The 13065-nt window shown below is 66.5% G+C and carries 13 protein-coding genes; 4 read left to right on the plus strand and 9 right to left on the minus strand.

Features of this window, described 5'->3' with window-relative positions; translation table 11 throughout:
- Nucleotides 1-9: 9 nt before the first annotated feature.
- Entirely contained in the window at nt 10-1125 is a 1116-nt protein-coding gene (gene ald / locus ASD73_RS05330; protein WP_056368517.1) for an alanine dehydrogenase, read from the minus strand.
- A 158-nt stretch (nt 1126-1283) separates the two neighbouring features.
- On the opposite strand from ald, the gene ASD73_RS05335 reads away from it, so the two are divergent.
- The 4 genes from ASD73_RS05335 to ASD73_RS05350 all read left to right on the plus strand — a co-directional run bounded on the left by ASD73_RS05335 (nt 1284) and on the right by ASD73_RS05350 (nt 4932).
- Entirely contained in the window at nt 1284-1751 is a 468-nt protein-coding gene (locus ASD73_RS05335; protein WP_200934878.1) for an Lrp/AsnC family transcriptional regulator, read from the plus strand.
- 104 nt (nt 1752-1855) lie between these two features.
- Nucleotides 1856-3208, plus strand: a complete 1353-nt coding sequence (locus tag ASD73_RS05340; protein ID WP_056370260.1) for a methyl-accepting chemotaxis protein — start codon at nt 1856-1858, stop codon at nt 3206-3208.
- A gap of 55 nt (nt 3209-3263) precedes the next feature.
- Entirely contained in the window at nt 3264-3956 is a 693-nt protein-coding gene (locus tag ASD73_RS05345) for an SDR family NAD(P)-dependent oxidoreductase (protein WP_056368515.1), read from the plus strand.
- 4 nt (nt 3957-3960) lie between these two features.
- Nucleotides 3961-4932, plus strand: a complete 972-nt coding sequence (locus ASD73_RS05350) for a 50S ribosomal protein L11 methyltransferase (protein ID WP_056368514.1) — start codon at nt 3961-3963, stop codon at nt 4930-4932.
- Nucleotides 4933-4966: 34 nt separating this feature from the next.
- Here ASD73_RS05350 and phhA read toward each other — a convergent pair whose 3' ends face one another.
- The 8 genes from phhA to ASD73_RS05390 all read right to left on the minus strand — a co-directional run bounded on the left by phhA (nt 4967) and on the right by ASD73_RS05390 (nt 12998).
- Complete coding sequence (gene phhA, locus ASD73_RS05355) at nt 4967-5836, minus strand: phenylalanine 4-monooxygenase (protein ID WP_056368512.1); 870 nt, start codon at nt 5834-5836, stop codon at nt 4967-4969.
- 39 nt (nt 5837-5875) lie between these two features.
- Nucleotides 5876-6496, minus strand: coding sequence for a molybdenum ABC transporter ATP-binding protein (locus ASD73_RS05360; RefSeq protein ID WP_056370258.1), 621 nt, complete (start codon nt 6494-6496; stop codon nt 5876-5878).
- On the minus strand, nt 6486-7181 hold the full coding sequence (modB, locus tag ASD73_RS05365; protein ID WP_056368510.1) for a molybdate ABC transporter permease subunit: 696 nt from the start codon (nt 7179-7181) through the stop codon (nt 6486-6488). The genes ASD73_RS05360 and modB overlap by 11 nt, the downstream gene beginning before the upstream one ends.
- Entirely contained in the window at nt 7181-7945 is a 765-nt protein-coding gene (modA, locus tag ASD73_RS05370; protein WP_056368509.1) for a molybdate ABC transporter substrate-binding protein, read from the minus strand. The genes modB and modA overlap by 1 nt, the downstream gene beginning before the upstream one ends.
- 8 nt (nt 7946-7953) lie before the next feature.
- Complete coding sequence (locus tag ASD73_RS05375) at nt 7954-9306, minus strand: PepSY-associated TM helix domain-containing protein (protein WP_056368507.1); 1353 nt, start codon at nt 9304-9306, stop codon at nt 7954-7956.
- 15 nt (nt 9307-9321) lie between these two features.
- Complete coding sequence (locus ASD73_RS05380; protein WP_056368505.1) at nt 9322-11331, minus strand: TonB-dependent receptor family protein; 2010 nt, start codon at nt 11329-11331, stop codon at nt 9322-9324.
- A gap of 69 nt (nt 11332-11400) precedes the next feature.
- Nucleotides 11401-11793: a hypothetical protein gene (locus ASD73_RS05385; protein ID WP_156377292.1), complete on the minus strand. Its 393-nt coding sequence runs from the start codon at nt 11791-11793 to the stop codon at nt 11401-11403.
- Between the two features lie 65 nt (nt 11794-11858).
- A complete protein-coding gene (locus ASD73_RS05390) occupies nt 11859-12998 on the minus strand; it encodes a sterol desaturase family protein (RefSeq protein ID WP_235534160.1) in 1140 nt (379 codons plus the stop codon).
- Nucleotides 12999-13065: the final 67 nt, after the last annotated feature.

Genomic DNA, 13065 nt, shown 5'->3' on the forward strand with positions numbered 1-13065 from the left:
TGTGTTTTGTCAGGCGAGCGCCTGTTCGACAGGCACATAATCGGTTCCGATCGCTTCGGCTACGGCTTCGAACGTCACCTTACCATTCCAAACGTTCAAACCCTGCGCAAGATGCACGTCGCGTTTCAAAGCGTCTTTCCAGCCGAGATCGGCGATGCGCAGCGCGTGCGGCAGGGTGACATTGTTGAGCGCATAGGTGCTGGTGCGCGCGACCGCCCCGGGCATGTTCGCGACCGCATAATGGACGATGCCGTCGACGACATAGGTGGGTTCGGCGTGCGTCGTCGCGTGGCTCGTCTCGAAGCAACCGCCCTGATCGATCGCGACGTCGACGAGCACCGAGCCGGGGCGCATCGTGCCGAGCATCTCGCGCGTGACGAGCTTCGGCGCTTCGGCACCGGGGATCAGCACCGCGCCGATGACGAGATCGGCCTCGGCGACGCATTCGGCAAGGTTCGCGCGGTTCGAGAAGCGCGTCTTGGCGCGCGCTTCGAAGAAGGTGCCGACGCGTTCGAGCACTTCGGGATCGCGGTCGAGGATGGTGACGTCGGCGCCGAGGCCGGCCGCCATTTGCGCCGCGTTGAAACCGACGACGCCGCCGCCGATCACGCAGATCTTGCCCGGCGCGACGCCGGGAACGCCGCCGAGCAGCACGCCACGCCCGCCGTGCGCCTTTTCGAGCGCGGTCGCGCCGGCCTGGATCGACATACGCCCCGCGACCTGGCTCATCGGTTTCAGCAGCGGCAGGCCGCCGTGCGGGCTGGTGACGGTTTCATAAGCGATGCACACCGCGCCCGAGGCCATCAGGTCGCGCGTCTGGTCGGGATCGGGCGCAAGGTGGAGATAGGTGTAGAGGATCTGGCCGGGGCGCAGCATCGCGCGCTCGACGGGCTGCGGTTCCTTGACCTTCACGACCATCTCGCACTGCGCAAAAATCTCTTCGGCGGTCTGAACGATTTCGGCGCCCGCCTCGACATAATAGCGGTCGTGCGCGCCGATCCCCTCGCCCGCGCCGGTCTGCACCAGCACGCGGTGGCCATGGACGACGAGCTCGCGCGCGCTCTCGGGGGTCAGGCCGACGCGATATTCGTGATTCTTGATTTCCTTGGGGGTGCCGATGATCATGGTCGCTCTCCGAATATGAGTGTCATCGGCGATCGACTATCGCCGCCGAAAACTTGTCGGCGCTTTTAGCAGAAATGGCTCGCGAGGTGCTTGCATATCCTTTGCGGATTCGCGACATACTTGCACGATTTTGGCGTAGAATGGACCGATGGCGCACAATGATTGACCGGATCGACGTCAAGCTGCTCGACTTGCTGCAACGGCAAGGCCCGCGCCCTGCCGCCGAGCTGGGGGAAATCGTCGGGCTGTCGGCGTCGGCGTGCCACCGGCGCATCCGCGCGCTGGAGGCGGCGGGGATCATCACCGGCTACACCGCACGGCTGAACCCCGAGAGCATCGGGCTGGGGCTCGATGTGTTCGTCGACATCAGCCTGACGTCGCAGAGCGAAGAGGCGCTGACCGCGTTCGAGAGCGCGGTGAAGAGTTTCGACGAGATCCTCGAATGCCAGTTGCTGTCGGGGGCGTCGGATTACCGGTTGCGCGTCGCAGCGCGCAACGTTGCCGATTTCGACCGGCTGCACCGCCACTGCCTGTCGCGCCTGCCGGGGGTCGCGGCGATGCACAGCGCCTTTGCCCTGCGCACGATCAAGGCGTTCGACGGCTATCCGGTCCCCTCCGCAGGTTAACACCGCTTTTACCATTTCTGCCGCATATCCCGTTCACCAGTTTCATGGGACGCATGCGGGCGGCAGACCCGCGCGCCTTTCGGGTCGATCAGGGAAGCAGGATCATGGTGAAGGAAAATCCGATTCATAAGCAGCAGATCGATCCGGTGCCGATGGCCGATCGCTTTCCCTATTACGACCTCGACGGCCGCCTTGCCGCCAATGCGACCGAAATTCACGGCATCATCGCCGGCCGCGAAGAAGCGATCGCCGCAGCTTATTGGAACGCGTTCAACGCGCTGCCCAGTGTCGACCGCCGCGTCGAGGGCGAATTGTTCGAATCCTATGTCCGCGGCAGCGCGCGCCACACCGTGGCCAAATATGCCGACGCCGCCGGCCAGGAGGTCGCGACGATCGCGTGCCAGAACGCCCATATGGCGCGGCGCGTGAAGCTGCCGCTCGCATCGGTGATGTCGTGCATCGCCGAAAGCCAGCGGCTGACGATCGAATATGTCGTCGAAGCCTGTTTCGGCGACGCCGAACGGCTCGCGCGGCTGACGAGCGCGGTGAACCGCCTTGCGCTGCTCGAATTCGACATCATGCACCGCTATGCCAAAAAGCTAGACCGCGCGGTGATCTCGAGCGAGCGGCAGACACTCGCGGGCGATTTCGACCGCTCGATCGCCTCGCTGGTGCAGGACACCGACGGGGTGCGCGAACAGCTAGCGAAGCAGGCCGCCTCGGCCGATCAGGCGGCGAAGGGCATGATCGCCAAGACGAGCGAAGTCGCGGCGGCGTCCGAGCAATCGGCGATGGCGATGCGCGAAGCCGCCTCGACCGCCGCGGGTCTGATCCGCGCGATCGAGGATGCGCGCAGCGAAGTCGAAGCCTCGGCCAGCGTCGCAACGCGCGCGTCGGAGCAGGCGGGCGAAGCCGTCGCGATGTCGGCGACGCTGTCGCACCATGCCGAATCGATCGAATCCATTTTGGGCCTGATCCGCGAAATCGCCGGGCAGACCAACCTCCTCGCGCTCAACGCCACGATCGAAGCGGCGCGCGCGGGCGAATCGGGCCGCGGCTTTGCCGTCGTCGCGCAGGAGGTGAAGAGTCTCGCCAACGAAACCGCGCGCGCGACCGACGATATCGCGGGCAAGATCACCGCGATTCAGCAGGCGACGCGCGGGTCGGTCAGCGCCAACCAGTCGATCCAGGCGACGATCGTCGAAGTGCAGACATCGGCGCAGCGTATACGCGACGCGATGGACGCGCAGGCGCAGACCGTCACCTCGATCACCGCCGCGGTCGACGAAACCGCGCTCGCCGCCGACAGCATGTCGTCGACGATCGCGAGCATCCGCAACGATTCGGGTATGGTCGCAAGCGAGATCAGCGTGCTGAGCCAGGAATTCGCCAAGATGGGCGGGCGGTTGCAGCAGCTGGAACAGGCCGCGAGCGAATTCAGCCGCCGGGTGGCGTAGCACACAGCCGCTTCCTCCGCTTGGCAAGCTCCGCCCCGCTGCCTAAGGCGGAGGCATGAACACGCATATCCTGATTACCGGTGCGAGCCGCGGCATCGGCGCCGCGATTGCCGACGCTCTCACTACCGATGCGACGACGGTCGTCGCGCTGTCGAGCGCCGACGGCGACCTGTCCGATCCCAGGGTGCCCGACCGGCTGTGGCAGGCGAGTCTCGACCGGCTCGACGGCCGCATCGACGTGCTGGTCAACAATGCCGGCGTGTTCGAGGACAACCCGCTGGGCGACCCCAACGCCGACTGGCTCGCGAACTGGAACCGCACGATGCAGGTCAATCTGACCGCAAGCGCGCAGCTCTGCCGCCATGCGGTGCTACACTGGCACGAACGCGGCGTTCCCGGCCGCATCGTCAATATCGCGAGCCGCGCGGCCTATCGCGGCGACAGCCCCGCGCACTGGCATTATGCCGCGTCGAAATCGGGCATGGTCGCGATGACCAAGACGATCGCGCGTGCCTATGCCAAGGACGGCATCCTTGCCTTTGCGATCTGCCCGGGGTTCACGATGACGGGCATGGCCGAGGACTATCTGGCGAGCCGCGGCGGCGAGAAATTGCTCGCAGACATTCCGCTGGGCCGCGTCGCGATGCCCAGTGAGGTCGGCGAAATGGCGCGCTGGTGCGCGCTCGATGCGCCCGCGGCGATGACCGGCGCGGTGCTCGACGTCAACGGCGCGAGCTACGTCCGCTAAGACGATGAGCTGGATCGTCTCCCTCCCCTGCACTCGCGACGAGGCCGAAGCGCTGTCAGGCGAAATAGCCGAACTCGACGCCTCGCCCGAGGCGCCGGTCGTGGTGACGCGCGAGATCGACGAGGATGCGGGCGAATGGCAGCTCGACGCCTATGTCGATACCAAGCCGACGCCCGCGCTGCTCAAGATATTGCAGGCGCTGATCCCGAGCGCGAAGGCCAAGAAACCCGTCGTCGCGGAATTGCCCGAAGAGGATTGGGTGACGCTGAGCCAGCAGGGACTCGAGCCCGTGCAGGCGGGGCGCTTTTTCGTCCACACGAGCAGCTATGCCGACCGCGTGCCCGCGGGCAGCATCCCCTTCCTGATAGACGCGAGCCAGGCGTTCGGCACCGGCGGGCACGATACGACCGCCGGCTGCCTGTCGATGCTCGACCGGCTAGCGCGGCAAGGGGCGAGCCCGCGCAATATCGCCGACATCGGCACAGGCACGGGCCTGCTCGCCTTTGCCGCGATGGCGCTGTGGGCGCGCGCGAAGACGATCGCGTCGGACATCGACCCTGCGAGCATTTTCGTGACGCGTGACAATGCGGAGATCAACGGCGTGCGATTGGGGCGCGGTGGCGGGCGGCTGGCGCTCGCCGTGGCACCGGGGACCAATCACCCGTCGATCAAGCACCGGGCGCCCTATGATCTGGTCATCGCGAACATCCTCGCCGGACCGCTGATTACGCTGGCCCCGGACATCGCTGCGGCGACCGCGCCGGGCGGCCATGCGATCCTCGCGGGCCTCATCGCGCGCCAGATGGAGCCGGTGCTCGCCGCCTACCGCGCGCAAGGCTTTCGCCTCGCCGCGCGCGGCGGCAGCGCCGAATGGCCGTGCCTGCTGCTGGTCAAGCGCCCCCGCTACGGCTGGCGCCGCAAGGAACGCGCTTTCCACCGCGCGAGCCCGTCGGATGCGAGCTTCGGAAGCTGGTGACTTGGCCTCCCCCCGCTAGCGGGGGGATGGTTGTTCAGGCTTTCGCCGCCGCATATTCCTGTGTGCCGCGCGTGATCACCTCATCTTTCGGCAGGAAGTCGGCAATCGGAATCGGCGGCAGTGCGGCATTTTTGGCATAGAGCGGCGCAAAATCAGTGTTCACCGTCGTGTCGAGCAGCTGATCGAGGCTGTCGATGACGAAATAATTCTGCTGGAAATCGTCGATCCGGTAATCGGTGCGCATCACGCGCGCGAGGTCGAAGCCGATGCGGTTCGGGCTGTCCGAATCGAGCGCGAAAACACTTTCGGCAAAAGACGAAACGATGCCCGCGCCGTAAATGCGCAGGCCGCCGGCTTCGCGGATCAGGCCGAATTCGACCGTATACCAGTAAAGCCGTGCGAGCTGTTTCAGCGCGTCGAACTTGAGGCTGCGCAGGCCGCCTTCGCCATACGCGACCATATAATCGGCGAACACCGGGTCGGCGAGCATCGGGACATGGCCGAAGACGTCGTGGAAGACGTCGGGTTCCTGGAGGTAATCGAGCTGCTCGGGGGTGCGGATGAAATTGCCCGCGGGGAAACGCCGGTTCGCGAGATGGTCGAAAAACACCTCGTCGGGGACGAGCCCCGGCACCGCGATCACCTGCCACTCCGTCGCAGCCATCAACCGCGCGTTGAGCTCGCGATAATCGGGGATGCCGGGCTTTTCGAGGCGCAGCACGTCGATCCCGCGCAGGAAGGCGTCGGCGGCGCGGCCGGGGAGCATGTCCGACTGGCGCGCGAAGAGGCGGTCCCACATCGCATGCTCGTCGGCGGTGAAGGCGTCCCAATTCTGCGAAATCGTCCAGTCGGCCGCGGCACCCGGCGGCGGCGTGTCATGGACGTGGGTAAACTGGCTTTCCATACGACCGCTTCTATCATCAAAATGGTTTCATGTGAAACTTTATTCGCCAATCGCCACCACCGACGTTGCGAGCCGGTCGACCTCGGCACGGTCATGGCTGACATAGAGGATCGGCAGTTTGAGTTCGTCGCGAATCCGCTCGATCACCGGCATGATATCGCCGCGCCGCGCCGCGTCGAGCGACGATAACGGTTCGTCCATCAGGAGAATTTCGGGGGCCGCGAGCAAGGAACGGCCGATCGCGACGCGTTGCGCCTCACCCCCCGACAGGCTGTGTGGCCACCGATCGAGCAGGTCGCCGATGCCGAGGAAGGCGACGGCTTCGTCGAAGCTCATCCAGCGGTTGCCGGGATCGGCGAGGTCGAAGCCATAGGTCAGGTTCGCACGCACGCGGCGGTGCGGAAACAGCCGGCCGTCCTGAAAGACATAACCGACGCGGCGCGCCTCGGGCGGCAGGTCGACCGCGCCATCGAACAAGGTTCGTTCGCCGATGCGGATATGGCCGCGGTCGGGCTTCAGCAGCCCCGCGACCATATTGAGGATGCTAGTCTTGCCCACCCCCGACGGGCCGAACAGCGCGGTCAGGCCCGGTCCCGCGGTGAAGCGCGCGGCGATCGTGCGTTCGCCGCGCCGCTTGGCGACGTCGATATCAATCGCCATGGCGCTGCCTTTCGCCATGCGTGCGGCGGACGAGCCATTCGGACAGCACCAGTGCGCCGAGCGAGAGCGCGACGGAGAGGAGCGCAAGGCGCGTCACCATCGTCTCGCCGCCCGGCACCTGCAGCGCCGAATAGATAGCGAGCGGCAGCGTCCGCGTTTCACCGGGGATGTTCGAGACGAAGGTGATCGTCGCGCCGAATTCGCCGATCGAGCGCGCGAAACCGAGGACGAGCGCCGCGAGCACGCCGGGCAGCGCGAGCGGCAGGCTGATCGTCCAGAAGCTATGCCAGGGACTCGCGCCGAGCGTGCGCGCCGCGCCCTCGAGCCGCCGGTCGATGCCCTCGATCGACAGCCGCATCGCGCGCACCATCAGCGGCAGCGCCATGATCGCGGCGGCGAGCGCGGCGCCGGTCCAGCGGAACATCAAACTCACCCCGAACCAGCTTTCGAGCCAGCGCCCGACGGGGCCGAACGGACCGAAAGCGATCAGCAGCAGCCAGCCGGTGACGACGGGCGGCAGGACTAGCGGCAGGTGGACGAGGGCATCGAGGACGACGCGGCCGGGGAAGCGATGGCGCGCGAGGATCCATGCGAGCGCAAAGGCGATCGGAAGCGTGGCGAGCACGGCGACGCCGCCGACCTTCAGCGACAGCGCGACGATCCCCCACTCCTCGGGTGCCAGCATCAGGGCGCCGAGAACCCGTGGCGCGCGAAGATCGCGCGGCCCTGTTTCGACAACAGGAAGGCGCGGAAACCCGCGGCGTCTCTGCTCCGCGACGCCTTGAGCAGCGCGACCGGATAGCGGATCGGCGGATGGCTCGATGCCGGGAAGACGCCGACGACGCGCACTGCTTTCGACGCGCGCGCGTCGGTTGCGTAGACGATGCCGAGCGGCGCGGCGCCGCGTTCGACGAGCGCCATCGCGGCGCGGACATTCTCAACCGGCGCGACCCTGGCCGCGACGCTGGCCCAGACGCCGAGATGGGTGAGCGCCGCCTTCGCATATTTGCCCGCGGGCACCGCGTCGGGATCGGCGAGCGCGAGGCGGCCGGTGCCCAGCGCCTTTGCCAGCGCGAAACCGCGGGCGGGCGTCAGGCGAACCTTGCTTAATGCCGGGCCAATCAGCACGAGTCGATTGCCGAGCAAGGTCGTGCGGGTGCCGGGCCGCAGCAGCCCCGCCTTTGCCACCGCATTCATCCATTCTTCATCCGCCGAGAGGAACAGGTCGGCGGGCGCACCCGCGATGACTTGCCTTGCCAACGCGGACGACGCGGCGAACGACAACACGGGTTTGGCATGGCCCTTCGCTGTCCAGACATTCGCTGCTTCTGTCAGCGATTCCTGCAGGCTTGCCGCCGCGAGAACGACCGGACCGCGTTCCTGTGCGATCGCCGCGGGGGCAAGGAGCAGCGCGAGGAGCGCGGCGAACCAGTGGATGATGCGGACCATGCTGCAACCTATAGGCGCGGGCGGGGCCTCGCCGCAACGCCGAGCCAACGCCCGGCGCGCGGGAGGCGCGGCAGGACGAGGCGCTCGACAATCCAGAGGAGGATCAACGACGCCGCGAGGAACGGCAACAGCGCGGCGAGGATCAGGATCAGCGCGGCAACTCCCTTGAGCTTCGCGGGATCACGCGGCTTCGAAGGCGCGCCGAGCGCGTCGTCGGGCTTGCGGCGGCGCCACATCAGAAAGCCCGAGATCGCGAGGGTGAACAGCGCGAGTGCGGTCGCGACGCCGATCAACTGGTTGGCGAGGCCGAAGAGCTGACCCTCGTGCCATGCGATGCCGTAGCCCACGGCGCGGTCGATCGCATGTTTTTCGGCAAAAGTGCTGCGCGCGACTTCGAGGCTCGTTTCCGGGTCGTAGCTGACCTTGCGCACCAGCGGGCGGTTCTGGGTGAGCGTGGTCAGCGTCCAGACATTGCCGTTGGGCGGGCCAAAGGTATTAGGCGCGCCCGGCGGCTGGATGATCGCGGGCGCGGGCATATGTTCGCTGCGGGCGCGGAGCACGATATATTCGAGGCGTGCGTGCGGCGGCGGTGCGGCGGGTTCGGCGGCCGCCATCGCATGATGATCGTGCGCGGCGTGCGGATCGGCGCCGCCCTTCCAGTCCTGCACCCCCGACACCCAGCCCATTTCGGCGCGGACGGTGCGAAAGCCGCTTGCCCATACCTCGGTCCACGGCAGCGCGGTGAAGAGCAGGACGAGCGCGAGGCCCGAGACCCAGAAGCCGGTGACGGCGTGGAGGTCGCGCAGCGCGGTGCGGCCGCCGAGCGACAGGCGCGGCCAGACCACCCCTGCGGCGCCGCGGCCGCGCGGCCACCAGAGATAGAGGCCGGTGAGGATCATCACGATCGCCCAACTCGCGGCGAGTTCGACGAGCAGGCGGCCGGTACGGCCGATCAGGAGCGTGCCGTGGATGCGCGAGAGCCACGCCGAAATGCGCTGGTCGGGGTCGGCTGCGCCGACCACCTTGCCTTGGGGTGAGACGGCAATGTCGCGCATCTCCCCGCCCGGCAGGCCGATATGGACCACCGCCGCGTCGCCGGGCGCCTCGGGGATGCGGTAATAATGAAAGCTCGCGCCCGGATTGGCCGCAAGTGCTGAGGCGACCTGCGCATCGGCATCGACCGCGCCCGCCGTCGGCAGGCCACGCCATGCACGTTCCTCCCACCGGTCGATTTGCGGCTTGAACAGATAGGCCGCACCCGTCACCGAGAGGACAAGGACGAAGGGGATGACGAACAGTCCGGCATAGAAATGCCAGCGCCAGATCGTGCGATAGAACGGAACCCGGTTGATGTCGGTCATCCCCTGCCCCTCCCCTTAGAAGCGCGCGCGGATGCCGGCGGAGACCGCGCGGCGTTCGACGGGGTAATAGATCGCCGATGCGGGGGTGACGGCGATCGCCGCGCTGATGTCGCCGATCGCCTTTTTGCCCGTGACATTTCGGACGTCGACAAAGGCGTCGATGCCCTTGGCAACCGTTGCGCCACCGGTGATACCGATCAGCGCATAACCGGGGGTGCGGACCTGATTGCGGTAGTCGGCGAAGGACCCGTCGGGGACCCATTCGAGGTTGGGCGCGATATGTAGCGCGTCGGTGCCGAGACGGAGCTCCGCGCGATAGGCGTGCTTTGGGACGACCGGCAGACGGTTGTTGCCGAATTGCGCGTCACCCCGGAAGCGGAAGTCGCTGTATGTGTAGACCTGCCGCAGCCGCAGCCAGCCGGTCGGCGCGAGATCCAGCCCCGCCTCGACGCCTTGATGGCGCGTGCGGTCGGCGTTGAAGGTCGCGGCGGGGATATTGCTGTTGGTCGTGAACTGGAGCAGCTCGCCTTTCAGCGTCGAACGGTAAAGCGCGAGGTCCCAGCTGGAAAAGCCGAGCTTGCCGCGCGTGCCGATCTCGGCGGTCCACGCACGCTGCGGGCGAATGTCCGAAACCACCGTGCTCGTCGGCGGGGTGCCGATCGTCTGGAACACCTCGCCGAAACCCAGGAATTCGGCCGAGCGGCTGTAGTTGGCGAAGATCTGAATATCGGCGGCGGGTTCGAACAGCAGGCCGACTTTGGGCGAGAAGGCGTCGAAGTCGATCCGGCCGTCGGTCGCGGGCGTGGCCGAGAAATTGACGGACCGCTTGCGCCAGCCGTCGGCGTAGACGCCGCCCGCGATCAGCGTCACCGCGTCGACCGGCCGCACGCGCACTTCGCCATAGAGAGTCGCGGTCTGCGCTTTCTGGTCGGCGTCGAAGGTCAGCGCACCGCGCCGCCCGCCATTGTTGACGAACTGACGCGCGTCGGTGCTGCCGCGGCGGATTTCGCCGCCAAGCGTTACCTCGAACGGACCCTCCGCATAGTCGGCGCGGAAAAAGGTGCCGACATCGACCGATTTCTGGTCGATGAGCTGGAAGATCGGGTGGTGGAGCGACTTCGCGTTGACGAAGCCGCCGACGTCGAGCGTGAAAGCGCCCCAGTCGAAGCGCGTGCGGTTCTGGAGGCGCAGCGAGTCGATGTCGCGTCCCTGATCGCCCGCGACCGCGCCCGCATTGGCTTTGCGCGGGGTAGTCAGCGCCTCGGCCATCGTCAACGCGCCCGGGATCTGCTGGTCGATATTGTTGATGCTTGCGTAGAAACGCGTGCTGACAACATCGCTCAGCTTCAATCCGACATTGCCCTGAAAGCGCAGGCTGCGGCGCTTGGCATGGCCGCGGTCGCCATTCGATGTGTCCGCGCCGATTGCCCCCCAGGCATCGACCCTATCGCTCGCGATGCCCGCCGAGACGAGGCCGCGTACGCTGTCGAAGCTGCCGACATCGGCGCGGAGGTAAATCCCACGCGCGGTGCGCCCGGTCGGGGTCACGCCATTGATCGCGCCGCCGAGCGTGCCCGACCCGAAGCGCAGCGCGTTGGCGCCGCGATAGACTTCGAGATGGTCGAAGAAGATCGGCTCGAGCTCCTGGAAATCGCCATTGTCGTCGGCGAGGTTGATCGGCACGCCATCCTGCAACAGCGTCAGCCCGCGCATATGGAAGCCGCGCGAGACGCCCGAACCACGGATCGAGAGGCGCACCTCCTGCCCGTAGCGCGGTTGCAGATAGACGCCGGGCGAGAATGCGAGTGTGTCGCGCAAGGACACGACCGATTTGTCGGCGTAATCTTCGTACGACACGACATCGGTACCGCCGGGCGTTCGGGCAGCTCGCTCCTCGGCGTCGTCGGTCGAGGTCGGCGCAGTGACGATGATGGTCGAATCGGCCTCTTCGGCATGGACGGGAGCGGCGACAAGACACGTCGCAAGCGCCAGTAACGGCACGGTCCCATGGATATGGGTCTTCATAGATTTTCCTTCGCTGAATGCAGTCACGGGCCGCGCCGCGCGAAAGCGCGGGCAGCCGATTGGTCTGGATCAGGCGAAGGCGGGTGGTCCGGTACTCGGCGGCAGCGGCGAGGCGATACCCGGCGCATAGCCGAGCGAGCGGACCGCGACCGGGACGGCTTCGGTGGCCATCGGCGCGGCGGCGAGGACCGGCAGATCGGGGACGATCGGCGCATTGGCAAGCGCCCCCCACGGGCAATGCTGCTGCGCCTCGCCGGCGTTGTGATCGCCGGCCCTTTCGAGCGGAATCGTCATCGTGCCGCCGGGGTTGGCGGGGTCCGAACAGATGCGCACGGTGATCGACCCGCCGGCATCGCTCTCGATCATCCAGCCCGGCGCGACGAGCACCCGCGCGGCGAGCGCAAGGAGCAGCGGCAGAAGCAGCAGGATGCCGGGACGGCGAAAGGCGGCGAGCAGGCTCACGCTGCGCGCCTTATGGCGCGCCCACGATGCTGGCAAGCGGACAGATTGCCCTATTCCGCCCCAAGCTATTCCGCTGGCGTCTCGTCGGTCTTCTTGCCCGTACGCGTCCACGGATAGAGGAACTGGCCCCAATAGCTGCGCGGCACATCCTCGGGGATACCGTAATTTTCGGGCCAGCGGTCCTTGGGCAGATGGAAGGTGCCGAACATCTTGTCGATCCACGGGAAGTGGATCGCAAAATTGACATCGAACGCCTCGCGCTCGAGCCCGTGATGCCAGTGGTGGAAGCGCGGGGTCGCGATCCAGTGGCCCAGCCGGTTGAAATTGCCCCCGACATTGGCGTGGAGCAGCGACGACCAGACATAGACGAAGCCGATATAGGCCTGCATCACCGACGGCGCGAAGCCGAGCGTGAAGAGCGGCAGCGAGGTGATCGAGCGCAGCAGGATGATCTCGACGAAATGCATCCGCGATCCCGCGAGCCAGTCCATCGACTTCGCGCTGTGATGCACCGCATGGAAACCCCAGAGGAAGGGGTAGCGGTGGAAGGTGCGGTGGAAGAAATATTGCGCCAGGTCCGACGCGACGATGACGATCAGGAATTGCACGATCCATGGCAGCGACGCGACGGCGGCGCGGAACGCCTCCCAGTTCGACGTATTTTCGTTGATGATCGTCGAGGGCGCGAGCGCGAGGAAGCCGAGCACCTGCACGAACATCGTGCTGACCAGATAATAAAAAAGATCCTCGCGCCATTCGGTGCGGAACAGGCGCTGGGTACGGCGATGCGGGAAAGCGCGTTCGAGCGGCGCGAACATGAAGCCCGTGACGAGCAGATTCACCACGAAAAAGTCGAGCCCGAAGAAGATGCCCCAGTCGCGCGTTTCCTGCGGCTGCACATTCGCCCCGCCGACGAGGATCGCGGCGAGCCCGATCATCAGTGCGGTGAGCCCGAGCGCCTTGCGCGGGCGGAGCAGCAGGCTGAGCAGCGACAGGCCGTAGCTGACGAGCAGGATCGCGTGGACGAGGCCGCGAAAGCCACCCCAATTCTTGATGATCTCTAGTTCCGGCGTCGCGAACCAGTCAGGGAAGCGCAGCGCGATCACCATGAAGAAGCCCGCGATCGCAAAGAGCAGGCCGAAAAAGCCCGAAAGCCAGCCGCTGCCGAAGCGCCGCACCTCGGTGTGCGATTCGAGGTCGCTCATCAAACTATTCAGATAATCACGCTTTGCCATGTGGCCCCCTCACAGCATTTTCGCCGCGCCGTCTGTG

It is taken from the genome of Sphingopyxis sp. Root154 (assembly GCF_001427105.1).
Taxonomy (GTDB): Bacteria; Pseudomonadota; Alphaproteobacteria; order Sphingomonadales; family Sphingomonadaceae; genus Sphingopyxis.